Here is a 24656-nt window from a genome sequence, read left to right as displayed (position 1 = left end):
CCCTCGATATTGTGTTGTTAGATAATGCAATTTAGTGAAAGGTTTATTGAATCCTTATTCATTTCCATTTTTCCACCTTCTTCGATAAACCACGCGATAGAATCTCCAACCTTGGAACATGGGCTTGCTTCATTTTTGTCTTTCAAAATGTCTTCAGTAGCGAGCTTATGTTCCAGCGCCCAATCAACAGCTTTTCGGATCGTTTTAGCTTCTTCATAAAGCTCGAAGTGTTCGTACATCATGGCAACTGAAAGGATAGTAGCCATTGGGTTAGCAATATCTTTTCCGCTGGCTTGTGGATATGAACCGTGAATTGGTTCGAATAGCGCCGAATTATTTCCTACAGATGAGGATGGAAGCATCCCTAGCGAACCGGTGATCACGCTCGACAGATCCGAGATGATGTCGCCAAACATATTTTCGGTTAACACCACATCAAAGTTTTCAGGATTGAGCATCATTTGCATGGCGGCATTATCCACATACATGTATTCTACTTCTACTTCAGGGTATTCTTTGCTGATATCCTGTATGACACGCCTCCACAACCTGGATGTTTCCAGCACATTTGCCTTATCAATCAGGGTGAGCTTCTTTCTTCTAAGAGTTGCAGCTTCAAATGCCTGATAAGCAATTCGACTGATTTCATGTGTGGTATAATCACACGAATCATGTGCATGCGAGCCATCTTCTGACAGGACTTTATCACCGAAATAGATACCACCGGTAAGCTCCCGATAGATCACCATGTCCACATTTTCCAGCAAATGCTCCTTAAGCGGGGAAACACCTTTTAGGATATCATAGGTTTTAACCGGCCGGATGTTCGAAAACAGCTGTAGTGATTTTCGCAATTTGAGTAAGCCTTGTTCCGGCCTTACTTTCAGGTTTGGGTCGTTATCATATTTCGGATCCCCTATGGATCCCAGCAGGATAGCATCACTATTCAAGCATAAATCAAGTGTTTCATCAGGAAGGGGAGAGCCCGTCTCATCAATGGCATTGGCTCCAATCAGTCCGTTCTGCAGGATGAAGTCATGGCCAAAATAAGCATTGATGGCATGCATGACCTTAGTTGCCTGTGAAACGACCTCAGGGCCGATTCCATCACCGGGTAGTATGGTTATATTTTTTTTCATCTCTGTTGTTCAAATTGTTCGACTTGATCTCTAAGCTTTATCAGGTAGTCGGTTTCATCAACGCCATTCAGCAAACACTCTTTTTTAAATGGTGAAATGTGAAAGCTCTTTTCCAGGTTGAGAGTGGAAACTTTTACCAACTGATCCAGAAGGGATACATCAATTTCAGTTTCTGGCTGATCTAAGACCAACTGGGTGATAGCTGCTATCGAGTGCTCATCCAGCTCAACCGGAAGAATGCCGTTGTTATATGCATTGCCTTTAAAAATATCAGCGAATTGCGTAGATAAAATCACTTTAATTCCAAAACCTGCAATTGCCCAGGCAGCATGCTCTCTGCTGGAGCCACATCCGAAATTGCTCCCTGCAATAAGGATCTCTGCATCTTTTCTGGCTGGTTTGTTTAATTCAAAATCCGGATTTGGACTTCCATCTGCCAGATATCTCCATGCATAAAACAAGTTCTTTCCGTACCCTAGTCGGTCTGTCTGCTTCAAAAATTTAGCAGGGATGATCTGATCTGTATCAATATTATCGATAGGTAGCGGTATGGCTTTTGATCGTATCTCCATCAGTTTAGAAATAGGGTTGGATCAGTAATTTTTCCTGTAATAGCAGAAGCTGCAGCGGTAAGCGGACTGGCTAATACTGTTCGAGCTCCTTCGCCCTGCCTTCCTTCAAAGTTTCTGTTAGACGTGGATATACAGAGCGATCCTGCTGGAATCTTATCTTCATTCATAGCCAGGCAGGCACTGCAGCCGGGCTCACGAAACTCAAAGCCTGATTCTTCAAATATTTTATCCAGGTTTTCCTCAATGGCCTGAGAGCGAACCTTCATCGATCCGGGAACTACCCAAACGTTCACGTGATCAGCTTTTTTTCTGCCTTTCACCAGATTCGCGACAGCACGTAGGTCCTCAATTCTTCCATTCGTGCAACTACCGATGAATACATAATCCACAGACTGATCAGATATTTGGTCATCCTGATCAAACTGCATGTAACCCAGCGCCTTTTTGGTAATGTGCTTTGAGGCACTCATTCGATCCGATAATCGGATGCCGGTATCAGGAGCTGTACCACAAGTGACCAATGGATGAATGTCTGCGGCATCAAGCTTTACTGTTTTATCGAAGACTGCATCATCATCTGTATTGAGTGACAGCCAGGTAAATATTTTTTCTTTAGAAATATTGACCCTGCTGGTGACATAATCAATGGTTGTTTGATCAATGCCAACCAGGCCGCCTCTGGCACCCATTTCGATGCTCATATTGCAAACGGTCATGCGCTCCTCCATGGTGAAATTCCGGAATACTTCCCCGCTGTATTCTACAAAATAGCCGGTAGCACCTTCAGTGCCAAGCTGGGCTATGATATACAACACAACATCTTTGGCAGTAACTCCTTTATTCAGTTTTCCATTTACCTCAATGTTCATGGTTTTAGGCCGGGAGAGTACGAGACTCTGTGCTGCAAGCACCTGCTCAACCTGCGAGGTGCCAATACCAAATGCGATCGTGCCAAACGCACCGTGAGTAGAAGTGTGACTATCGCCACACACGATGGTCATCCCTGGTTGTGTGATACCCAGATCAGGACCAATGATGTGAACAATGCCTTGATTTTCATGCCCAATTCCATACAATTCGATTCCAAACTCCTCACAGTTTTTGATCAATGAATTTACCTGATTGGCAGATAAAGGGTCTTTTATGGGTTGGTCCTGATTTTTTGTTGGTACGTTATGGTCGGCTGTGGCTACACACTGCTTCGGACGGAATACTTCAACTCCTCTTTTTCGAAGGCCGTCAAAAGCCTGAGGGCTGGTGACTTCATGCAAGAAGTGCTGATCGATGTACAGGACATCAAGACCATCAGCTATGTGTTTCACCACATGCGTATCCCATATTTTATCGAATAGTGTCTTTGACATTATGCGTAAGCCTTGATGGTTTTGAATATTTTATGCAAATGTGTAGGTCCCACATTTTTGACCTGATCGGCCACTTCTAAAAATTCCTTGTAGGCAATTTTCAGGCCTTCCGGTTCCAATTCGTACCCTAATTTTTTAGCATGGTAGTTCAATGCTGCCTTACCGCTTCTGGCAGTCAGTATTATTTCTGATCCCGCTGCGCCTACTGTGGCCGGATCAATGATTTCATAGGTTTCCCGCTTCTTGATCACTCCATCCTGATGGATTCCGGAAGAATGCGAAAACGCATTTGATCCAACGATTGCTTTATTTGGCTGCACCGGCATGTTCATCATGGATGATACCGTTTTGCTCATAGAAGTGATTTGTGTGGTGTCGATCTTGTGTGTCAAATTGATGTGTTGATGCTGGTTGATGATCATCACTACCTCTTCTAATGAAGTGTTTCCGGCACGTTCTCCAATTCCGTTGATCGTGCATTCCACCTGCCTGGCGCCCGCCATCACTCCGGCAATGCTGTTGGCTGTTGCTAAGCCCAGGTCGTTATGACAGTGTGTAGATAGAATGGCTTTATCAATATTTGGAACATTGTTTACCAGGTAGGTTATTTTTTCTGCGAACTGCTCAGGCAGGCAGTAGCCGGTGGTATCAGGAATGTTGATGATTGTCGCTCCGGCATCTATTGTCGCTTCAACTACTCTTGCAAGGAATTCATTGTCTGTTCTCCCGGCATCTTCGGCATAAAACTCAACCTCTGAAACCAGGTTTCTGGCGTATTTCACAGCATGAGCACCACGATTGATGATGTCATCATTGTTAGTGTTCAGCTTATACTTTACGTGAAATTCTGAAGTGCCTATACCGGTGTGAATTCTTGGGTTGGCAGCATCTTTAAGCGCTCTTGCCGCAACATCAATATCTTCTTCAACAGCACGGGTGAGTCCGCAAATGGTTGATTCTTTGATGTGCTGGGATACGAGCTCCACAGACTTAAAATCTTCAGGACTTGAGACCGGAAATCCAGCCTCTATAATGTCAACACCAAGGCTCTCAAGCTGGAAAGCAATTTCAAGCTTTTCTTCACTTTTTAACTGGCAGCCCGGTACTTGTTCTCCGTCTCTTAATGTGGTATCGAAAATGTGAAGTTTGCTCATTTCAACTTAGTGCTATTTTTACGTGCGTGAACAAATGTGGTCGCTAGGAGAGGTTTGATGAAACCTTATATTTTGATTATTCATCTGTTCAAGTCAGCTTTTTTAGTTATAACCCATTAAAAATCAATCACTTAATATCCTGTAGGTTCACTTGGTCAAGCAATTATCATATCAATTATTCGAGCTCATTAAACGGCTGACAAAGGCTGAAAAGCGAAATTTTAAGCTGTATGTGAAAAGGAACACGACGGATAAAGAGCTGATTTCTATCAGATTATTTGACGTGATTGATAAACTTCCCCATTGGAATGATGAGAAAATTCAGGAAGCTTTTCCAAAGTTGAAAGCCAATACACTTTCCAATCACAAAGCACGGTTGTACGAGCAGATTTTGGTGAGTTTGCGTTTGCTACAATCTGATGATCCACGTATTCGGATTAAGGATCACATTAGCTACGCTGAGTTGTTACACAAGAAAGGACTCTATGTTCAAAGTCTGGCCCAACTGGCAAAAGCTAAACAGATCGCCAGTACGTTTAAAATGGATATTCTCAGACTGGAGATCGTAGAATTTGAGAAAAAAATCGAAGGAAGATATGTAACCAGAAGTCACTCTCAGCGAGCCGATGAATTAACTAATGAATCCTCATTGCTCAGAAGTCGATTTTACTTTGAAGGGGCATGGTCGGACTTATCGCTCAAGCTGTATGACTATTATCTGAAGTTTGGTCACAGCAAAAGTGAAGAACAGCAGAGAGCCCTTTCTACTATGTTTAAAGAAAGCCTACCTGTTTCACAAGGCTCTGAATTTGAGGATACTATCTATAAATACCAATGCTACGTTTGGTTCTATTACATTTCGCAAGACTTTGTTGGGTGCTATGCATATGCTCAAAGGTGGTGCCAGGTTTATGAGAAAAATGACGTCTTGCTGGAAAGTGAGCCTGAGATGTATATTCGAGGTTTACATAATGTACTTGCTGCACTTTTCTATTGTGATGATGTTAACCGATTCATTGAGAATCATAAAAAGCTCAAGGAATTCACTTCTAAACATCAGCACAGATTTAACGAGAATCAGGTGATCCAGTCTTTCATCTACCTTGAGACAGCCAATCTCAATTCGTACATCGTAGAAGGAAGATTTACAGAAGGGGCCAGGTATTCGGATGAATTTCTCCAAAAAATGAAGCCTTTTGAAGGCCGCTTAGATATTCACAGAATCATGGTCTTCCACTATAAAATTGCAAGCCTCAAGTTTGGAAGTGCAGATTTCTCAGGTGCAATAAAGCATTTGAACATTATTATTAATCACCCGAGTATTTCATTAAAGGAAGATATTCAATGTTTTGCTCGCATTCTGAATTTGATTTCACATTATGAACTTGGAAATGATGATCTGATTGACTTTCAGATTAAGTCTACATATCGATTCTTGTTGAAACTGAGTGATTATCAGCGTGTGCATTCGGCGATTTTCAATTTCTTAAAGAACTCAGTATTCATGGACCGGAAAAAGCTTGAGAATGATTTTAGACTTTTGAGAGGAGAACTGCTTGAGATTCTTGAAGATAAATATGAACGTAGATCGTTATTGTATTTGGATTTAATTTCCTGGTTAGAAAGCAAGATTAGTGGAAAACCAGTCGAACAAATAATCAGAGAGAAGAAATTGGAAAAAATCGCTGATAGGAAGCCTTCAGGGTAATAAATAAAAAAAGCCAAGGCATAGTTATCCTTGGCTTATCAGGTCTTGCTGGTTGAAAAGACCTTATAATGACATTGCTATGATTGCTAGATACGCTAGTGCTAGCGAAGCTAATCTCACCATAGTTCCAGTTTTAACAAACTTTCTAGTAAGTATAGCGGGATCGATATAGTTCACTTGATTGTTCATCTGTTTTTTTGTAAAAGTCCACATATCCTTGATCATTCGGAATGTGAGTAACTCTTAGATGTTTCTAAGTAATATGCTTAGTAAATTACAATTCTTAGGGAATCAGGAACTTACAAAGACATGCAGAAAATAGCCAAATAAGCGATTCCAAGGGATACTAACCGCACCAGGGTGCCAGTTTTTATAAATTTTCGAGTAATGATAGCTGGGTCAATGTAATTAGATTGATTAGTCATAGCTTGTTCAGGTTTAGTAAGATGATGAGTCAATTGAATTACATAATTATACTGCTATGAAAATGGCTTGTTGTGATAGATCGATGAATAAACCAATCATAAGGTATCTGTTGATTTATTTAATCGATGAATGGCAAACATAAAGTGAACCAAAAATACTTATGTTTAAACATAAAAAAAGCCATTCGTCATCTGACGAATGGCTTTTTTAAATAAGTCGTTTTGAATTTATCCGATAGAAACTCGTTTGAATTCTGCTACAGTCAATCCTTTAGATACGGAATCTAAATATTGAGAAACTGACTGAGAACTGTCTTTAACAAAAGACTGGCTAAGCAACGTGTTCTCTTTGTAGAACTTATTCAGCTTACCCATTGCAATTTTCTCAATGATGTTTTCTGGTTTGCCTTCAGCTTTAGCTTGCTCTTTCCCAATCTCAATCTCTTTCTCCACTACAGCCGGATCTACACCATCTTTATCCACAGCAACTGGATTCATTGCTGCAATCTGCATTGCTACGTCTTTCCCTGCATCTTCAACGCTCGTACCATTGGTATTAGCCAGAGATACCATTACTCCTAGTTTCCCATTTGAGTGGATATATGGAACAACAGCCTCACCAGTCACAACTTCAAAAGCTTTTACTTCCAGTTTTTCACCGATCTTTCCTGTCAGTTCTACAATTTTCTCTCCTACTGTCAGGTCTCCAAGCTTAATCCCATTTAGGGCTTCAATATTCGCTGGTTTTTCAGCAAATGCTAACTCAGCAATTTGATTTCCAAGCTTAACAAACTCATCATTTTTCGCTACGAAATCAGTCTCACAAGTAAATGCGATCAATGCTCCCTCAGTTCCTTCGTCGTTAGTTTTCGCAAAAACAACACCTTCTGATGTTTCTCTATCAGCTCTTGAAGCTGATACTTTCTGACCTTTCTTTCTTAAAAGCTCTACTGCTTTATCAAAATCACCATCTGCTTCAGTAAGTGCCTTTTTGCAATCCATCATGCCGGCACCAGTCATTTGCCTTAGTTTGTTTACGTCTTGTGCTGTAATAGCCATTTTATTTCTTGATTTTAATTTTCTACAAACAAAAATTGAACACCGAAATAGACGATGTTCAATCTTTATATTAAGATTCTATGGTATTAATGTTTACTCTGCTACCTCAGACTTTTCATCAGCCGCTTTCTTAGCCGCTTGCTCTTCTGTCTGAGCTTGCTCATCTTTATCTTTCTTGCGCTCTGCTAGTCCTTCCTCAAGGGCTTTTCCGATGTAGCTTGTAATCAACTTGATTGATTTAAAGGCATCATCATTTCCTGGGATAGGATAATCAATTTTAGAAGGGTCAGAATTTGTATCTACGATTCCGAATACGGGTATATTCAATTTCTGTGCTTCTGCAATTGCAATATGCTCACGCTTGATATCCACTACAAATAGAGCGGCAGGAAGTCTGTTTAGATCAGAGATTCCACCAAGGACCTTCTCTAGTTTATCTTTAGCCCGACTAACCATTAGTCGCTCACGCTTTGCCATGTTTTGGTAAGCCTCTTCTTTCATAAGCTTTTCCATGCCAGCCATTTTTTTCAATGACTTTCGAATAGTTGCAAAGTTGGTAAGCATACCACCTTGCCATCTCTCTGTCACATATGGCATATTCAATCGCTGTGCTTCTTGCTCCACAACTTCTTTCGCTTGCTTTTTGGTAGCGACGAACATTACTTTTCTTCCTGATCTTACTACTGCTTTCATTGCTTCAGTAGCATCATCAAGACAAGTTAATGTTTTGTGAAGGTCGATAATGTGGATGCCATTTTTCTCCATGAAAATGTATGGAGCCATAGCTGGGTTCCACTTTCTGGTAAGGTGTCCAAAGTGTACACCTGCATCCAATAGATCTTTATGTTCTAGTTTTTGCATCTCAAAATTATCGTTTACTGAACTGGAATCTTCTTCTTGCTTTTCTTCGACCTGGCTTCTTACGCTCCACCATTCTTGAGTCTCTGGTCAAGAAACCTTCAGATTTAAGTGGACTTCTAAACTCTGTGTCTACTTCAGTAAGCGCACGAGAGATTGCCAGTCTTGTTGCTTCAGCTTGCCCGGCAGGTCCGCCACCGGATACATTCACACTAATGTCGAAATTTCCGTCTTGCTCCACTTTTACAAGTGGCTGCTTAACGATTGTTTGAAGAATTTCGGAAGGGAAGTAAACGCCAAGTTCTTTTTCGTTTACAGTTATTTCACCTTTCCCACTCGTCATATAAATACGAGCTACTGAGGTCTTTCTCCTACCTATGGTATTGATTCTGTCCATTCAGGTTTATAGTTTAACTTCTTTTGGTTTTTGAGCTGCATGTGGATGCTCAGCACCCTCATATACATATAAGTTTTTGAAAAGCTGTCTTCCCAATCTGTTGATTGGAAGCATTCCTCTCACTGCTTTTTCTACTAAAATAGTAGAAGACTTTGCCTTAATACTATTAGGTGTTTCAATTCGCTGACCACCAGGATAGCCCGTGTGACGCACATATTGCTTGTCAGTCCACTTACTTCCGGTTAACCTGATTTTATCCGCATTGATCACAATTACGTTATCACCACAATCTACATGTGGCGTGTACGATGGCTTGTGTTTGCCTCGGATCATTTTAGCAACTTCACTTGCCATTCTTCCAAGTATCTGAGAATCAGCGTCTACGATCACCCAATTCTTCTCTACAGTTGCACTGTTTAATGATACAGTTTTAAAGCTGTTAGTCTCCAATTTTATATTGATTTTATAATGTCAAAATCTGGTCCCCTTGAAAAAGGGACACAAAAATAGAAGTTTAAGTCTAGAAAACAAACTTTGGCCTGCAATAAAGATATTGTTTCACTATCTAATCGTCAGTTTGTCAGTATGTTTGGACAGTTGGCCGAAAAAATCCTTACAAAACAGCAGTAAACAGTATATATATATGCTTTTATTAGGATTTTTAAATCACACATTAAAGTAAAGCTTAAAGTTTTAATTCTTTAAAGTATGAAGAAAGTAGTTGGTGCGATCATATTATTTGGTTCTGTTTATTCCTTATGGGGTCAAATCAGAACTTCGGTGCAATCCGGTGATTGGACATCTGCCAGTACTTGGGATTGTACATGTGTGCCCGGCACCACCGAAGATGCTGTGATAGCTGCTGGTCATACTGTTAAACTAACTGGTGCAACTACCATCAATAATTTCACAATTAATTCAGGAGGTATTTTTGATTACGATGGAAATACTCTCACCGTAAGTGGAACAGTTATACCATTCATTACAGTTCAAACAGGAACATATACTACTGGATCTACCTGGCTTAATGGTAGTGCACCTGGGGCATCTGACAGAGTAATCATTGTTAAAGGTCATACGGCAAATACTCCAAGTTCTGGCATGCCCGACATTCAAGATATTACCATTGACGCAGGTGCAGTACTTTCAACTGCCAACAACAAGGATGTTACGGTTACTTCCAATCTTGTCGTAAATGGTACGCTTATTCTAAATAGTGGTAATGCCAATTTAATTTTTGACACAGCCTCAACAACAGTGAGTGGTACTGGAACCATTGATGCCTCTTCAAGTAGCAATGGTGTTCTCGTTCAGGCTAATACTTCAATTGGAAGTGGTTCAAGTATAACTGTGCTTGGGAATATTGATTTAGATGTAGGGGTTACACTGACTAATAATGGAGATTTAATAGTTTCCGGGGGTGATATTGTTGGGGGGAGCGGCACCTCACAACTTACTATGGGTGCCAATTCAGATTTGGAAATCGATGGGGCATTACTCACTACTGGAGTTTTGGACGCAAGTACAAATGCTGACAATAATGTAGAATATAATGGTAGTCTCGCACAAACGATTAAAACCCCAACGGCAAATACTTATTCTAGTCTTACCATTTCAGGTGCCAGCACCAAGACATTCCCTGCAAATGCATTGACTTTTGAGGGTGATCTTAATGTGAATGCGGGAACACTTGATGTAAATAGTCAAAACATTACCATTGAAGGAGATTGGAATATTAACTCGACCATTAGCAATCTTGCAACCGTCACGTTCACCAATACTGCGGATCAGTCTGTGACAACAAATGCTACCAATTTTATCAATCTGACCATAAATAAAAGCTCAGGTACTGTGACACTGAATGAGGATGTTATTGTGACAGGCACTTTGACCATGACACAAGGAAATATTAACACAGGCTCAAATTCTTTACAATTAGGTTCCGGAGCTGAAGGAACTTTTACCTATACAGCAGGTAGGATAATAGGTACGTTTGGTAGATATATAGCTACAACAACCACCAGTCAATTACTCTATCCAATTGGTGTTACAAGTAATGATCGTACGGTTAATGTTACTTTCGATCAGACTGGTGGAGGCAGGTCAGCAGGAGTTGTATTTGCACAGTTTGTAGAATCTGATCCTGGAAGTAGCGGCTTACCGGTAACAGACGATGTTACACTATACAATACTTTCAATGAAGGGTATTGGGATTTCACAGTAAATGGGTTTTCAAAAGGAGGTTCTAATTCTTTTGATCTTGATCTCGCTGGTGATGGATTCTCATCTTTTACTATTGGGGCGAATACAAGAATACTAACGAGGGCTGATGCAGGTTCCAATTGGACCGCTGATGGTTCTCATAATACAGTTTCAGGAAATGATGTCTCCAGGAACAATATAACAACATTTGTAGGACAATTCGCTTTTGGTGATGATACAAATTGCTCGGCACCTTCAGATCCTTCAATTTCTGGTGATACGGAGGTCTGTACCAGCGATACCAATGATACGTATTCTGTGACCTTAAATAGTGGAAATGATTATACCTGGACGGTAGTTGGGGGTACCATAGATGGTCAGACCAATCCAACAGGTTTTGTCTTAGATCTTAATTCCATTTCAGTAGATTGGGGAAGTACCGGTCAGGTTGGATCTGTAAGTGTAACAGAGAGAAATGGATGTACTTCTTCGAATGAAGTATCCCTAAACGTAAATATTAACTCCATTGCTCCAGCGAGTATCACTGGAAGTACGCTTGTTGCTGAAAATTCTACAGGTATCGCTTACTCTGTGACTAATGATGCCAATACAACCTATACCTGGACAATAGTAGGAGGAACTCAAGCTTCAGGAACAACTACTAATTCAATTACAGTAGATTGGGGCTCCAATGGAGCAGGTTCTGTATCTGTCACTGCAACAAAAACAACCCCAAGCTGCACCGCTTCATCAGCCACGACGCTTAATGTCACGAAGTATATCGTGGTGGATTCAGATGCAGGAGCTGCTGGATGCAACGGAAACTGGAATGATGACGACTGCTGGGCAACAGGTGCTCAACCCCTGGCAACAGAAAGTGCCAGAATACTTGCTGGAGAGACTATCAATATGTCATCTAATGAAAGTATTAATAACCTGATTGTTAATGGGACACTGACAGCTAATTCTCCTAGATCTTTAGATGTTGGGGGCGATTTGACCATTAATTCTGGTGGGACGGTATCTGGCACTGGCACGATTACTTTGAGTGGTAGCTTAAGTTCACCTCAAAATCAAATAGATGGAACAGGTACCCTTTCCGTTGCAAATGTAGATATCACAACGGCAAGTAAAACCATTAGCTCATCAGCAGTAATGACCATATCTAGCACAGTAAATATTGACAATGGATTAACATTAACCAACCAAGGGTCAGTTACTTTTTCTGGTGTTTTAGATGGAGGAAATGCTACAAGCACATTTACTACTGGAACCAACTCAACAACAACTTTTTCTAGCGCTACTGCTCCTATGGCTACAGGCTTGTTGGAGGCAAGTGCAACAGGAAGCACGGTAATTTATTCCAATGGAACAGGGATTACAATAAAAGCACCAGTCTCATCTTATTATAATCTTGAAACATCAACAGGTACCCAGACACTCGGTGCAACAACAGATGTTAATGGATCATTCACCTTGACAAGCGGGACATTTGCCATGGGTGCCAATAATATGACGGTAGCTGGTGATCTTATCTATACCGCTGGAACACTCACCAGTACCGGTACTATTACTTTAGATGGAAGCACCAATCAGACAGTTAGTGGAGCTTGGTCAATACCCAATCTTACGATCAATAATACACTCGATGGAGCGGATGCAATTACTGTATCGAGCGGAATCACCATAAGCAATACGTTGACACTTACAGACGGAATCGTTGGGTCTGGTGCCAATATAATTAATGTTACTAATTGTGCAACAGGTGGATTATCCGGTGGGTCTTCGGGAAGTTTTATAAATGGAATCCTGGCTCGATGCACGAATAGTGCAAGTATTTATGATTTCCCAGTCGGAGAATCAACTACTTACAAAAGAGTAGGAATTACGCCAACGACTACCGTTGGTTCAACTTATCAGGTAGAGCCATTTAATGCTTCATATACTGATGTCACAAATGTGAATGTTGCGACTATTAATAATGTAAGCTCATTAGAGTATTGGGATATTCAACGAACAGCTGGAACTGATGCGGCACAAATTAGGCTATACTGGAATACACAAGCAGCAAGCGAGATTACTTTAGCTACAGAGTTACTTGTAGGACATTACACTGGGGGGCAGTGGGAGTCTCAAGGGAATGGAGCAAATTCTGGGGACGTTGATCCTGGATATGTCGAATCGGCGATTGCGGTATCTACTTTTAGTCCCTTTACTTTTGCTTCTAACTCCGCATCGGAAAATCCACTGCCAGTTGAGCTGGTATGGTTTGATGCTCAAATGAATAATGGAGTAGTCAATCTTGAATGGGTTACGGCCTCAGAAATTAATAATCAACACTTCGAGATTCAAAGGTCTGGTGATAATATTGAGTATACTTCTATTGGTATTGTAGATGGCAATGGTACAACTAGCCAAACAAGTGAATATGCATTTACGGATAGATTACCTCTAGTTGGAACATCCTATTACAGATTAAAACAAGTAGATTTTAATGGAGATTTTGAGTATTCATCAATCCTCCAGGTGGTCAATGAAATCAATGGATTTGATGTTATTGTAGCACCCAATCCCACAACATTGGATAATTTAAATCTGATTATAAAATCTGATGATCTTACACCACTTGAAATTGTAATTCAGGATTTATCCGGGAAGAATTTGATTATTAAAAGAATCAATTATGAGGATTTCTCTAGAGGAGTGAATGTTATAGATAGTTCAATCTTAGAAGCTGGTATATACTTTTTAAAAGTGGTACAGCAATCGAACATCAAAACTGTTCGATTTCAAATTGTAGATTAATTAAATTTTCTTAAGAGCTTGATTAACACTGAGAAATCTTTTGGATACTCAGCTTCACCCTCCACAATGTTACCACTCAAATCTCTAAAGGCGACTTGATGTGAGTGCAAACCCACTCTATTTATCATAGGATTTTCATCTTCCCACTTCTTATGATTATAATTTCGTTTGAGCTCTGAGAGAAAGACCATCTCACCACCGTATGCAGGATCACAAACAATGGGAGCCTTGTGATATGCCAGATGTGCTCGTATTTGATGCATTCTTCCTGTAACAGGGAAACACTTGACAAGCGAATGTTTTTTGAAAACTTCTAATGTGCTTATTAAAGTGAAAGCAGGCTTACCCGCTCTAAAATCAACCCTGGATTTAGTTGATGTAGTGTGAAGGGGTTCATCAGCTTCAAAATCCTCAAATTTATGAAGGCCATCGATTACAGCATGATAAACCTTTTTTACTTCTCTATTTTCCAACTGCATGGCAAAGTTCCTGTAAGCTTCTGCATTTTTTGCAAAAACAACTATTCCTGAAGTTTCCTTATCTAATCGGTGACAGATTTGATAATCATCATTGACTTCTTTAGCCAGAGATAGCAAATTCTGACTATTTGCTCTATCGTCAAGACTGGCCAGAAATGGCGGCTTGTTAATCAAGCTATAATCATCTGTATCTAGAAGGATTAGGTCTTCGAATGAAATGTTCTTTAGTTTTTTATGCATAATCCTCCTCCTCTTCAAATCCCTCTTCTACCTTATCAATATATTTTGCTTGTTTCAAATCGAAGTAAAAAGTAGAACCAACTTTGTATTCACTTTCAACAAATATCTCAGAATCGTGGCTTTCAAGAATGTGTTTTACGATTGAAAGACCTAGCCCCGTTCCTCCCTTTTCTCTTGATCTACTTTTATCTACTCTATAGAAACGTTCGAAAATTCGGGCAATGTCTGATTCAGGTATCCCTCGCCCATTGTCAGAGACGGAAATTCTGATTTTGTCATTAGGAACTTCTTCAAATTTAATTTTAGCCAGCCCCCCTTTTTTAGTGTATTTGATTGCATTTGAAATGAGGTTAAGCATGACCTGATATATTCTTCGATAATCACCTCTGACGATTATTGGATCCTTATATTTTTTAGAAAGTTTTAATTCAATGCCTTTCTTCTCAGCCTTTCCTTCTAATTGGTCTAATATTTCATTGCACATACTTCGCATGTCAAAGTTTTCAAAGTGCATCTTAATTTCACCTGATTCAATTTGTGATATCGTAAGTATGTCTTGCACTAAAAGGTCTAGTGCATCCAAGCTCTTGGCTGCTTTTTTTAAAAATTTTTTGCGGACTTCTTTGTCATTTATTGCTCCATCAAGTAAGGTATGAACAAAGCCCTGTGCGGCGAAAATTGGAGTTTTTAATTCATGGGAAACGTCAGCAATAAATTCTCTTCTGAAATTCTCTCTTTCTCTTAGCTCCTCAATTTCCTTTTCCTTACTCTTTGCAAAATTTGCAATCTCTCTATTGATTCTTTTAAGTGGATTGACCGATGAAGCTTTTCCTTTTAATGTTATCTCACTCTCCTTGATCTTTTTTAATGATTCATAAATGGTCTCAATTTGTCTGAAAAACAAAAATTCTAAAACCAGCCGAACTAAGATGTAGCAAGACGAAAAGGAAAGCAAGAATGCAATTACTTTCGCTGTAGTGGTGATGTTAGGTAACAGGTATAAAAATGCAGTGGTGATGGCAGCAACACAAAGTGCTAATAAAAGTGCTATGGCTCTGGAATTAAACTGCATGGCTAGCTAATATTAATTAGCATCGAATTTGTAGCCCACGCCCTTAACAGTCGTAATGTGGTCATTGCCAATTTTTTCTCTCACCTTTCTAATGTGTACGTCTACTGTTCTGGCAAGCACATACACGTCAGTACCCCAAATGTTTTGAAGCAGTTCATCTCGGCTGAAGACTTTACCAGGATTTTGTGCTAAGAAATAGAGTAGTTCAAATTCTTTTTTTGGAAGTGAGATTTTTTCCTCTCCATTTTTAACCGTATAGCTCGTCCGATCAACTATTAAGTCACCGATTGTAATGGTGTTTGACTCTTTTTTCTTTTTTGATTCTCTTCTGAATAGTGCGTTAATCCGACTAACTAATGCCCTTGGTTTGATCGGTTTTGTGATGTAGTCATCTGCGCCCATATCAAACGCTGCTACTTCAGAGTATTCTTCAGAACGAGCAGTAAGAAAAATAACAAATGAATTAGCCAAATCCGGGAGTTCTCTTATTTGTCTGCATGTCTCAACACCATCTTGCTTTGGCATCATAATGTCAAGTAGAATAAGATCGGGAACGAATGTTTCTGCGACTTCCACACCTTTGATGCCATCGCTTGCTGTCTTAACCTCGTAACCTTCTTTTGTTAGATTATATTTCAACAACTCCAGGATGTCTTCTTCATCATCTACGACAAGAATTTTTTGACTGTTTTTTGACATTGCTTAGAAGTGATTGCTTAAGTAACTATTTCTTAAATTATTCTTTTCAATTTGATGAACCAGCAGCTCCGTATTTTATAATTATCTTATTTGTGATTCATCCGATTCAAGGTTATTCAAAATTACTCAGAAATCAACTGTATGTTAAAATGATAACAATTTGGTAATTGATTCTCAATTATCATGAAAGGATTTCATCCCTTCAATAAAGAGCTTTAGATCATCTTTATACATACTGGATAATAAATCTTGTAAGGAATCCTTTGAAGAGTAATACCTGAGATAAGACATAAAATAGGCGTTATTTGGTCGGCTGGAATTAAATATTTGATAATAGCGTGGATCATGAAAGTGAAGCGTATCTATTGAACTCATTATTTCATCAATCATTAGGTGCTTCTGATGCGCTTTGATCGAGTCCGGATCATCGGAAATGATTTGGTACAATGAATCTAGCTTGTTTGTGGCTAGGAGCATTTGATTCCTGAATGTTCGACTATCCTCCTCAGAAATAATGTAATCATAATAAGCAGCAGACTTATCACCGTATTTTTCATTCAGATACTGAATAGCCCCTAGTTCTCCAATGAATGAAGCAAGGTTTTCATTAAATTCAATATTGTCCTTGATAAAAAGTGTGGAATGAGTGAGCTCATGGATAATCAATTCGGCCAATGGACCTTCCGAACGGTCCAGCATGTTTGATAAGATAGGGTCGCTAGTCCATCCCAAGGTTGACCAACCTCCAACAGGACGAATTCGGACATCATATCCATCTTTTTTCAATTCATCCATTTCCTTTTTTGCATGCTCTAGCTCAAAGTATCCTTTGTATGGAAAGGAGCCGAGAACAGGGAATGACCACATCTTCGGTTCAAAAGCAAACGGTTTGCAGGCAGATAGATTCCAAAGAGATACTTCACCTTTTTGATCATAAAAAGTGGTGTAATTCTCTGACTGTTTTAATCCAAGTCTGTCAAATGAAAAAAGGCGTGCTTCCTGAACAATTTGAATTTTGTATTTGATACTATCAGTAACTGATGGATTAGATAAAACTTCTTCGACAGGGAGTGTATTGAAAGTGATTGATAGTTGGCCTTTTGCTTGCCTGATTCCATAGATCAAATGCTCCCAGTAGACGATGCTCAGCAGAATGATCAAAATAAGGATGCGCCAACTCGCTTTTTTTATCATGCCACAACTTTATTTATAGTTTATCGTAAGATACCTTGCAATACATAGTAATGAAATCAACCATTTTCACTCATGAACTTAAAAGATCACGACAACAACCTACGAATCATTGGTAAAATTTTTATAGTGATAGGGCTTATACTGGTGCCAATATCAATCTCTACTTTCTTTTTTGTAGATATGATCAGTCACAGTGATTTTTGGCTGGATATGAGGGATTTTGATGTCCTTTTCTTCGAGGTGAGACCTCCTGAAAACCTTCTGTATATGTTGCCAATCATTCAGACAATCTCCTCACTTGTATTCTTGATTTCAGGCTATGCATTAGCGACACAACAGCAATGGGGAAAGAAATTCGCGATTGTACCAGCAGTAATTCTGTTATTTAAATTTCCAATCGGAACTGCATTGGGAGGCTATATGATTTATGCGATTCATTATGTGCCTAATGAAGAGCTGGTAGATAGTAGTGAGTCCGTATAACTAGCTCTCTGTGTTCTTCGGAACCCTCATCGTAAGAATGAAAAAGCATGATGTTTCACTGTCAGGCTCAAAGTAATATTCATACTTCGTTCCAGTTTTCTTTGCCATATCTATAAAGCCAAGTCCTGCACCTCCAGTTTCACCAAGTTCTGAATTTTCCATTGCTTCGAAATATAGTTTTTTGAGGCCTTTAGCATCAAGCGAGTTGATATTTTCTAAAATGTCTCTTAAGGCAATGGCGCTTTTTATTTCAATATTATTACCGGTCGTGATAAAATATTCATTGTCGTTGTGACCAATTAGAAATATTCCTTTTTTTACAAGACCCTGCTCCAATGAATTGGACTCTTCATCTGACTGACTATCCGCGTGCTTACAAATGTTCTGGAGAGACTCCATCATTACATGATAGACCCTCTTGGTTACTCTTTTGTTTTCGTTACGAATGCTTAAATCTTCTGAAATCATATCAGTAATACCTTCTACGGTAGACTGAGTCACATGACCCAGGTATACCACATTCAGATTACTTTCGGTCATCATCTTTTTAAAAGAGATGATCGTTTTCATATGTTTTAGTTGATTATAAGCCTGTTCATAGCCAGTGCTGTCCATAGACGATGATTGGATTAATAAAATTACAAGTTAATGAAGATGTGGTGGAGATGGAAGTAGAGTATTTGTATTGAGGCTGAAAAAGCATTAATGAGCTTTAGAACACATCTTAATTTGTGATTTTAAGAAGTGCTGAGCTCCAAATTATAAGACTATAATGTGGAGCTCGATCAGTTACAGTGTTGATTATGAGTTTTATAGATGACTAGGCGCTTGCCTGAGCATGACTGAATTCAAGCGTTTCCAGATTTTTAGTACTGGCCCATGCTTTAAGATTATCTACCTGATCTTCGTAGATCATCACCTTATGATCAAATGATGATCGTGTATGCTGAATATCCGTTTCAATAAAATCGATCAAGGATGTTCTTGAAGGGAAAGAGACAGAATACATTATTCCTTCGTTTTTGATGAGTAAAGCGTTTGTCATATGTCCGGTGGTTTATTTGTCTAAGTAAACTCAAAAAACCATTCCAAGTTGATACGCTTCGATGGATGGCATGAATTTTTAGATAATCGGTGTAACTGCCTAGAAATGCCTAGTCATTTTGACTAAATTTTAATATTAAAGAAAGATTAACGCATTCCTAATATTTTTAGTAAAATCTCTTTTTCGGACGGTACGAAAAGACTATTTTTGTCTGATTTTAAAATATGAGCAACTAATAAATATATGGCCGACGCATCAGAAAAACAGAAAGCCCTCCAGATCACTATTGATAAGTTGGAGAAGACCTACGGGAAAGGAACCGTGATGAAACTCAGCGATGAGAAAGTAATGGACGTACCAACTATCTCAACAGGGTCGCTAAGCTTAGATATAGCCTTGGGTGTAGGGGGAATTCCGAGAGGTCGGATCATCGAGGTTTATGGACCTGAATCTTCTGGTAAAACTACTTTGGCTATGCACTGTATTGCTGAAGCGCAGAAGGCAGGAGGCATTGCTGCTATTATTGATGCGGAGCACGCCTTTGATAAATCGTATGCTGAGAAGCTGGGGATTGATACGGAGAATTTGTTGATTTCACAACCAGATAATGGTGAGCAAGCACTTGAGATTGCCGAGCACCTTATACGCTCCGGAGCTTTGGATATCATCGTAATCGACTCAGTAGCGGCATTGGTACCACGAGGTGAGCTTGAGGGAGAGATGGGCGATAGTAAGATGGGACTTCAAGCACGTTTAATGTCGCAGGCCTTAAGAAAGCTAACAGGCACAATCAATAAGACCGGCTGTTCATGTATTTTCATCAATCAGCTTCGAGAGAAGATTGGAGTGATGTTTGGAAACCCAGAAACAACCACCGGAGGTAATGCACTAAAATTTTACGCATCTGTCCGATTGGATATCCGACGCATTGGTCAGATCAAAGAATCTGCAGATAATGTAATGGGCAACCGGACTCGCGTGAAGGTGGTAAAGAACAAAGTAGCTCCTCCTTTCAAAATGGTTGAGTTTGATATAATGTATGGTAGAGGAATTAGTAAAAGTGGTGAGATCGTCGATATTGGGGTGGAACTAGACGTTGTTCAAAAATCCGGATCCTGGTTCTCTTACGATGGGAATAAGCTTGGACAGGGACGTGATGCTGTAAAAGCGTTGATTGAAGACAATCCTGAACTGATGGATGAACTGGAGAAGAAAATAAAGGAGAAGCTAAATAGCTAAGAATTAATCCTTAATCGTAACTGAGAAGGTGAGTGTGAGTTCACCTTTTTTTGTTGACTTTGGGCTACCCAGTCGTTCTGATGGCAATAACCGGATCTAGCCTGGCAGCCATTAATGCAGGAACAATTCCTGAGATCACACCGATGATACCAGCCACTCCTAAACCAAGAACCACATTTCCCATGGTAAGGACTAAATCTAAGTTGCCGAGACTAGCTAATGAGAGTAGCCACACCAAAAACAATCCCACACCACCTCCAATAAGACTCAGGAATATGGCTTCAAAAAGAAACTGGAAAAGAATGAAGAAATTTTTGGCCCCTAAAGATTTTTGAATGCCAATGATATTGGTACGTTCCCTGACCGAGACAAACATGATATTGGCAATACCAAAGCCCCCAACCAGAATGGAAAAACCACCTATAGCCCATCCTGCCGCACCGATTATATCGAAAGTGGAGCCAATGATATTCATTATGGCATCCTGTCTGTTTACCGAAAAATTATTTTTCTCTTTGGGTTTCAAGCCACGTTTCATCCGTAGTAGCCCAGTGATCTCTGCTTCAAGTTCAACAAGACCAAAGTCTTCAGTTGAGCCCTTCACACTCACCAGAGTTTCTACACCCCTGTTCCTGCCTGAATAGAAAATCTTTTTAAAGGAGAGGTAGGGGATGTATATGCTTTCGTCATTTCCTGTTTCTCCAAAGATTCCTTCTCCTTCTTCTTCCATCACCGCGATCACAACGTATTTCAGTCCTTTGATTTTAATCTCTTTGCCTAGTGCATCTCCTCTTGGGAATAGTTTTTCAGCAATCAAATGACCGATCAAAGCAACATTCTTGGCTGTATAAGATTCTGCAGCTGTAAAATATCTTCCTCTTCCAACATCGCTGGCCATATCATAAACATCCTGATGTGTATGTGCAATGCCAAATAATGAAACATTACCATAGCTGCTGCTTTGGTATTTCACTGATTCTACTCCAGTAACAGCGAAAATGGTAATGCCTTCAGAGTTCTTGAGGTTTTTTCTTAAAAATTCGTACTCTTCATAATTGGTATAAGGGCGTTTGATATATTCCCACCATTTAAAATTGGGACCGAAATCGTATGGGAACCTTCGAATATCCAGATTATTCGCATCTAGGAAGCTTAAACTATCCTTAATACTTCTTTCAAGGGAATCGACGAGTGTGAAAACCGCGATAATCGCAAATATTCCAATAGTCACTCCTAGCAGAGACAAGGTGGTTCGAAGCAGATTCATTCGAAGTGCACTCCATGCAAACCTGAAACTTTCGAGGATTAGCTTAAATACTTTCATGATGACTAGCCTGTGGTTCTAATCGCAATAACCGGATCCAGACGTGCTGCCATCAATGCAGGAACGATTCCTGATAATACCCCAATGATAGCCGATACGCCTAACCCTAAAATGACATTTCCGGTGCTTAAAACTAGGTCGAGGCTCCCCAAATTGGCAAACGAAATCAGGTAAACCAGAAATACGCCGACCCCTCCTCCGATTAGACTTAGGAATACCGCTTCAAATAAAAATTGAAATAGGATGAAGTAGTTTTTCGCTCCTAGTGATTTTTGAATACCGATGATATTGGTTCGTTCTCTTACAGAAACAAACATAATGTTGGCGATTCCAAAACCACCAACTAAAATAGCAAACCCTCCAATGATGGCTCCTGCAACACTTATTGCATCAAAAGTAGATCCGATAAAATTTGAAATTGCCTCCGGTCGGTTTAATGCAAAGTTGTCATCTTCTTTTGGCTTCAGCGATCGTTTCTTTCGCATCAAACCTCTGAGTTCGGCTTCTAATTCCACCAAACCTACATCTGAATCCAATCCTTTAACTGTTATACGCGGCTGCACTCCTGTTCGTCTTCCGGAATAATATATCTTCTGGAAAGTCCGGTATGGCATATAAATATTGTCGTCATTGCTTGGAGCACCTAAGAAGCTGTCACCTTCTTCCTTAATGACTCCTATGATATAGTATTTGAGGCCTTTGATTTTGATCTCTTTACCAAGAGGGGATACGTTTGGGAAAAGCTCATTTGCTGTCCTGTAACCGATAATGACTACATTGGAGCTTCCTCCAGCTTCTTCCCTTGTAAAATATCGCCCCTTTTCAATTGGTATTTCATACGTATCCTGATGGTCATATACCACCCCCAATAATGAGAGGTCTGCAGTACTGCTACTTTTATGCTTAGCTATGATTCCGCCTCTTACAGTAAAAATTGAAACGGCTTGTGCATTGTTTACATTCTCTTTAATGAAACGATATTCGTCAAACGTGACATATGGACGATTTAAATATGTCCACCAAGGGTAAGGACCACCAAATCCATAGGGCCACTTTTCGACATTGATATTGTTTGTTCCAAGGAAGTTTAAACTATCCTTAATACTTTTTTCAAGCGAATCTACGGCGGTGAAAACAGCAATAATTGAAAATATCCCAACAGTAACACCCAAAAGTGATAGTGTAGTACGTAGAAGATTCGTTCTTAGGGCGCTCCAGGCGAATCGGAAACTTTCAATTATTAACTTTAATACTTTCACGAGTTCATTTTATAAAACAAATGTAGCTAATCAAGAAACAGCTTTTTCAATTAAATAGTGATCGGTAAATGCTGTTTTCAAACGGTCAATACCATAAGTTGACGAGATTCAATGCATTTCCGTTACAAACGTGAAACATATTTGCTAATTTTGCGCTCTTTTGATCATTAAAATAGATCCTTTTTCCTATGGGAATGAAATTGTCCGAATTCAAATTCGATTTACCATCAAGCCTTATCGCCCTTCACCCAACGGATAACCGTGACGACTCCCGTCTGATGGTTATTCATAAAGACACTGGTGAGATTGAACACAAGGTCTTTAAAGATGTAGTAGACTACTTCGGTGAAGATGACGTGTTTGTAATTAATGACACCAAAGTATTTCCTGCAAGACTTTATGGAAATAAAGAAAAAACAGGTGCTAAGATCGAGGTGTTTTTACTTCGTGAGCTTAACACAGAAATGAAACTGTGGGATGTTTTAGTTGATCCTGCTCGAAAGATACGAGTAGGTAATAAACTATACTTTGGTGATGGAGAATTGGTAGCCGAAGTTATCGACAATACCACCAGTAGAGGGAGAACCATCCGATTCTTATTTGATGGAGACCAGGATCAATTCTATAAAATGATTGATGCCCTTGGAGAGACTCCACTTCCAAAAGAAATTAAGCGTACCGCTGAGCCGGAAGATAGAGAACGCTTCCAAACTATTTATGCAAAAAACATAGGAGCTGTCGCGGCACCTACGGCTGGATTGCATTTCACACCACAATTGATGAAGCGTTTGGAGTTGATCGGTATTGATGTTGCAGCGATTACACTTCATGTTGGCTTAGGAACTTTCAGACCGGTAGACGTAGAAGATCTTACCAAGCATAAGATGGACTCAGAAAACTATTGGGTTGAAAAAGTCACTGCAGATAGAGTAAATCGTGCGTTGAGTGAGAAGTCTAAAATATGTGCAGTTGGAACAACAGCGATGAAGACGTTGGAGTCTTCAGTTTCAGCAAACGGATTATTGAAAGATAATTCAGGATGGACAGATAAATTCATTTTTCCTCCCTATGAATTTAAAATTTGTGATGCTTTGATCACAAACTTTCACTTACCAGAGTCTACGTTATTAATGATGGCGTCTGCATTTGGAGGTTATGAGCTAATGCAAGAGGCGTATCAGCTAGCAATTAAAGAGAAATATCGATTCTTCAGTTATGGAGATGCGATGTTGATTATTTAATAGACCCATTGGATAAATATGCCATAATCGTTGCTGGAGGTGTGGGCACTCGTATGAAAAGCGAAGTGCCGAAACAGTTTCTGCAAGTTGATGGTGAGCCAATTATTGTAAAATCTATTCGTAAATTTCTCAAGTACGACAATGGAATTTCTGTCATTGTTGTACTTCCAGAGGCCCATCTAAAACAATGGGAAGCCATCAAGTTTCAATACTTCCCTGATACGGATATTATGGCAACAACCGGTGGTCTTACAAGAAGTGCTTCCGTGCTTTCAGGCCTAACCATGATTGTTGGAGATGGCTTGGTTGCTATTCATGATGCAGTTAGACCCTTTGTTTCTGCTAAAACCATTTCGGATTCTTTTGATTCTGCTAAAAAAGATGGATCAGGAGTTGCAGTAGTTGAGCTCAAGGATTCAATCAGAGAACTGGAAGAGAATACTTCCATAGCGAGAGATAGATCCAATTACGTATTGGTTCAAACCCCACAGACATTTAATATAAAAGCCCTCAAAGATGCTTATGAAAAGGCAGGAGCAGGACTTTTTACAGATGATGCGAGTGTTTATGAAGCTGCTGGGTATAAGGTCTCTTTGGTGGAAGGCTCCTACGATAATATTAAGATCACAACACCTGAGGATCTAAAATAAAAAATCCATCCCCCTGGAAGGAGATGGATTCCAATTAGATTAGGCAGG

Annotated in this window: 22 protein-coding genes; 6 read left to right on the top strand and 16 right to left on the bottom strand. The window is 39.7% G+C overall.

Annotated features, from left to right (window positions below; all coding sequences use genetic code 11):
* Positions 1–17: 17 nt before the first annotated feature.
* From leuB to ACOMC3_RS14600, 4 genes are read right to left on the bottom strand one after another with little or no spacing between them, the layout of a single operon-like run.
* Complete coding sequence (leuB, locus tag ACOMC3_RS14615; RefSeq protein WP_420316623.1) at positions 18–1139, bottom strand: 3-isopropylmalate dehydrogenase; 1122 nt, start codon at positions 1137–1139, stop codon at positions 18–20.
* Positions 1136–1711 carry a 3-isopropylmalate dehydratase small subunit gene (gene leuD, locus ACOMC3_RS14610; RefSeq protein WP_420316622.1) on the bottom strand — a complete coding sequence of 192 codons (576 nt, stop codon included), beginning with the start codon at positions 1709–1711 and terminating at the stop codon, positions 1136–1138. The genes leuB and leuD overlap by 4 nt, the downstream gene beginning before the upstream one ends.
* The gene (leuC, locus tag ACOMC3_RS14605; RefSeq protein ID WP_420316621.1) at positions 1711–3075 is read right to left on the bottom strand and encodes a 3-isopropylmalate dehydratase large subunit; all 1365 of its coding nucleotides are present in this window, start codon (positions 3073–3075) and stop codon (positions 1711–1713) included. The genes leuD and leuC overlap by 1 nt, the downstream gene beginning before the upstream one ends.
* The gene (locus tag ACOMC3_RS14600) at positions 3075–4229 is read right to left on the bottom strand and encodes a 2-isopropylmalate synthase (protein ID WP_420316620.1); all 1155 of its coding nucleotides are present in this window, start codon (positions 4227–4229) and stop codon (positions 3075–3077) included. The genes leuC and ACOMC3_RS14600 overlap by 1 nt, the downstream gene beginning before the upstream one ends.
* A gap of 232 nt (positions 4230–4461) precedes the next feature.
* Between ACOMC3_RS14600 and ACOMC3_RS14595 the strand changes: the two genes are divergently transcribed.
* Entirely contained in the window at positions 4462–5937 is a 1476-nt protein-coding gene (locus ACOMC3_RS14595) for a hypothetical protein (protein ID WP_420316619.1), read from the top strand.
* A 653-nt stretch (positions 5938–6590) separates the two neighbouring features.
* Here ACOMC3_RS14595 and tsf read toward each other — a convergent pair.
* The 4 genes from tsf to rplM form a co-directional block, all read right to left on the bottom strand.
* Positions 6591–7421 (bottom strand): translation elongation factor Ts, encoded by an 831-nt coding sequence (gene tsf / locus ACOMC3_RS14590; RefSeq protein WP_420316618.1) that lies wholly within the window; start codon positions 7419–7421, stop codon positions 6591–6593.
* 93 nt (positions 7422–7514) lie between these two features.
* The gene (gene rpsB / locus ACOMC3_RS14585) at positions 7515–8282 is read right to left on the bottom strand and encodes a 30S ribosomal protein S2 (protein WP_420316617.1); all 768 of its coding nucleotides are present in this window, start codon (positions 8280–8282) and stop codon (positions 7515–7517) included.
* Positions 8283–8289: 7 nt separating this feature from the next.
* Positions 8290–8676 carry a 30S ribosomal protein S9 gene (rpsI, locus tag ACOMC3_RS14580; protein ID WP_420316616.1) on the bottom strand — a complete coding sequence of 129 codons (387 nt, stop codon included), beginning with the start codon at positions 8674–8676 and terminating at the stop codon, positions 8290–8292.
* A gap of 6 nt (positions 8677–8682) precedes the next feature.
* Positions 8683–9126, bottom strand: coding sequence for a 50S ribosomal protein L13 (gene rplM, locus ACOMC3_RS14575; RefSeq protein ID WP_420316615.1), 444 nt, complete (start codon positions 9124–9126; stop codon positions 8683–8685).
* A 258-nt stretch (positions 9127–9384) separates the two neighbouring features.
* On the opposite strand from rplM, the gene ACOMC3_RS14570 reads away from it, so the two are divergent.
* The gene (locus ACOMC3_RS14570) at positions 9385–13683 is read left to right on the top strand and encodes a T9SS type A sorting domain-containing protein (protein WP_420316614.1); all 4299 of its coding nucleotides are present in this window, start codon (positions 9385–9387) and stop codon (positions 13681–13683) included.
* Here the strand turns inward: ACOMC3_RS14570 and ACOMC3_RS14565 are convergent.
* The 4 genes from ACOMC3_RS14565 to ACOMC3_RS14550 all read right to left on the bottom strand — a co-directional run bounded on the left by ACOMC3_RS14565 (position 13680) and on the right by ACOMC3_RS14550 (position 17367).
* Positions 13680–14402 carry an RluA family pseudouridine synthase gene (locus ACOMC3_RS14565; protein WP_420316613.1) on the bottom strand — a complete coding sequence of 241 codons (723 nt, stop codon included), beginning with the start codon at positions 14400–14402 and terminating at the stop codon, positions 13680–13682. The genes ACOMC3_RS14570 and ACOMC3_RS14565 overlap by 4 nt on opposite strands.
* The gene (locus ACOMC3_RS14560; protein WP_420316612.1) at positions 14395–15474 is read right to left on the bottom strand and encodes a sensor histidine kinase; all 1080 of its coding nucleotides are present in this window, start codon (positions 15472–15474) and stop codon (positions 14395–14397) included. The genes ACOMC3_RS14565 and ACOMC3_RS14560 overlap by 8 nt, the downstream gene beginning before the upstream one ends.
* A 12-nt stretch (positions 15475–15486) precedes the next feature.
* Positions 15487–16173, bottom strand: coding sequence for a response regulator transcription factor (locus tag ACOMC3_RS14555; RefSeq protein ID WP_420316611.1), 687 nt, complete (start codon positions 16171–16173; stop codon positions 15487–15489).
* Positions 16174–16347: 174 nt separating this feature from the next.
* A complete protein-coding gene (locus ACOMC3_RS14550) occupies positions 16348–17367 on the bottom strand; it encodes an aminopeptidase (protein WP_420316610.1) in 1020 nt (339 codons plus the stop codon).
* Positions 17368–17439: 72 nt separating this feature from the next.
* Here ACOMC3_RS14550 and ACOMC3_RS14545 point away from each other — a divergent pair, with 72 nt between their 5' ends.
* A complete protein-coding gene (locus ACOMC3_RS14545) occupies positions 17440–17850 on the top strand; it encodes a hypothetical protein (RefSeq protein WP_420316609.1) in 411 nt (136 codons plus the stop codon).
* Here ACOMC3_RS14545 and ACOMC3_RS14540 read toward each other — a convergent pair whose 3' ends face one another.
* On the bottom strand, positions 17851–18420 hold the full coding sequence (locus tag ACOMC3_RS14540) for a SiaB family protein kinase (protein ID WP_420316608.1): 570 nt from the start codon (positions 18418–18420) through the stop codon (positions 17851–17853).
* A 250-nt stretch (positions 18421–18670) separates the two neighbouring features.
* Positions 18671–18895 carry a hypothetical protein gene (locus tag ACOMC3_RS14535; RefSeq protein WP_420316607.1) on the bottom strand — a complete coding sequence of 75 codons (225 nt, stop codon included), beginning with the start codon at positions 18893–18895 and terminating at the stop codon, positions 18671–18673.
* A 243-nt stretch (positions 18896–19138) separates the two neighbouring features.
* Between ACOMC3_RS14535 and recA the strand changes: the two genes are divergently transcribed.
* On the top strand, positions 19139–20134 hold the full coding sequence (gene recA / locus ACOMC3_RS14530; RefSeq protein ID WP_420316606.1) for a recombinase RecA: 996 nt from the start codon (positions 19139–19141) through the stop codon (positions 20132–20134).
* 64 nt (positions 20135–20198) lie between these two features.
* Here the strand turns inward: recA and ACOMC3_RS14525 are convergent, their stop codons facing one another.
* Both ACOMC3_RS14525 and ACOMC3_RS14520 read right to left on the bottom strand, forming a co-directional pair.
* Complete coding sequence (locus ACOMC3_RS14525) at positions 20199–21458, bottom strand: ABC transporter permease (RefSeq protein WP_420316605.1); 1260 nt, start codon at positions 21456–21458, stop codon at positions 20199–20201.
* Positions 21459–21463: 5 nt separating this feature from the next.
* Positions 21464–22717, bottom strand: a complete 1254-nt coding sequence (locus ACOMC3_RS14520) for an ABC transporter permease (protein WP_420316604.1) — start codon at positions 22715–22717, stop codon at positions 21464–21466.
* 194 nt (positions 22718–22911) lie between these two features.
* On the opposite strand from ACOMC3_RS14520, the gene queA reads away from it, so the two are divergent.
* Positions 22912–23958, top strand: coding sequence for a tRNA preQ1(34) S-adenosylmethionine ribosyltransferase-isomerase QueA (gene queA / locus ACOMC3_RS14515; RefSeq protein ID WP_420319321.1), 1047 nt, complete (start codon positions 22912–22914; stop codon positions 23956–23958).
* An 8-nt stretch (positions 23959–23966) separates the two neighbouring features.
* Entirely contained in the window at positions 23967–24608 is a 642-nt protein-coding gene (locus tag ACOMC3_RS14510) for a 2-C-methyl-D-erythritol 4-phosphate cytidylyltransferase (protein ID WP_420316603.1), read from the top strand.
* Positions 24609–24656 lie beyond the last annotated feature (48 nt).

The sequence above is a fragment of the Ekhidna sp. genome (assembly GCF_965212185.1).
In the GTDB taxonomy this organism is placed as follows: Bacteria; Bacteroidota; Bacteroidia; order Cytophagales; family Cyclobacteriaceae; genus Ekhidna.
Note: the sequence above shows the minus strand (reverse complement) of the source record. Positions and strands in the feature narration are given on the sequence as shown.

Bases quoted from the DNA above. Each gene is read 5' to 3' on its own strand.
- leuB (WP_420316623.1), bottom strand. From the start codon at position 1,139: ATGAAAAAAAATATAACCATACTACCCGGTGATGGAATCGGCCCTGAG.
- leuD (WP_420316622.1), bottom strand. From the start codon at position 1,711: ATGGAGATACGATCAAAAGCCATACCGCTACCTATCGATAATATTGAT.
- leuC (WP_420316621.1), bottom strand. From the start codon at position 3,075: ATGTCAAAGACACTATTCGATAAAATATGGGATACGCATGTGGTGAAA.
- ACOMC3_RS14600 (WP_420316620.1), bottom strand. From the start codon at position 4,229: ATGAGCAAACTTCACATTTTCGATACCACATTAAGAGACGGAGAACAA.
- tsf (WP_420316618.1), bottom strand. From the start codon at position 7,421: ATGGCTATTACAGCACAAGACGTAAACAAACTAAGGCAAATGACTGGT.
- rpsB (WP_420316617.1), bottom strand. From the start codon at position 8,282: ATGCAAAAACTAGAACATAAAGATCTATTGGATGCAGGTGTACACTTT.
- rpsI (WP_420316616.1), bottom strand. From the start codon at position 8,676: ATGGACAGAATCAATACCATAGGTAGGAGAAAGACCTCAGTAGCTCGT.
- ACOMC3_RS14570 (WP_420316614.1), top strand. From the start codon at position 9,385: ATGAAGAAAGTAGTTGGTGCGATCATATTATTTGGTTCTGTTTATTCC.
- ACOMC3_RS14565 (WP_420316613.1), bottom strand. From the start codon at position 14,402: ATGCATAAAAAACTAAAGAACATTTCATTCGAAGACCTAATCCTTCTA.
- ACOMC3_RS14560 (WP_420316612.1), bottom strand. From the start codon at position 15,474: ATGCAGTTTAATTCCAGAGCCATAGCACTTTTATTAGCACTTTGTGTT.
- ACOMC3_RS14555 (WP_420316611.1), bottom strand. From the start codon at position 16,173: ATGTCAAAAAACAGTCAAAAAATTCTTGTCGTAGATGATGAAGAAGAC.
- ACOMC3_RS14550 (WP_420316610.1), bottom strand. From the start codon at position 17,367: ATGATAAAAAAAGCGAGTTGGCGCATCCTTATTTTGATCATTCTGCTG.
- ACOMC3_RS14545 (WP_420316609.1), top strand. From the start codon at position 17,440: ATGAACTTAAAAGATCACGACAACAACCTACGAATCATTGGTAAAATT.
- ACOMC3_RS14540 (WP_420316608.1), bottom strand. From the start codon at position 18,420: ATGAAAACGATCATCTCTTTTAAAAAGATGATGACCGAAAGTAATCTG.
- ACOMC3_RS14535 (WP_420316607.1), bottom strand. From the start codon at position 18,895: ATGACAAACGCTTTACTCATCAAAAACGAAGGAATAATGTATTCTGTC.
- recA (WP_420316606.1), top strand. From the start codon at position 19,139: ATGGCCGACGCATCAGAAAAACAGAAAGCCCTCCAGATCACTATTGAT.
- ACOMC3_RS14525 (WP_420316605.1), bottom strand. From the start codon at position 21,458: ATGAAAGTATTTAAGCTAATCCTCGAAAGTTTCAGGTTTGCATGGAGT.
- queA (WP_420319321.1), top strand. From the start codon at position 22,912: ATGAAATTGTCCGAATTCAAATTCGATTTACCATCAAGCCTTATCGCC.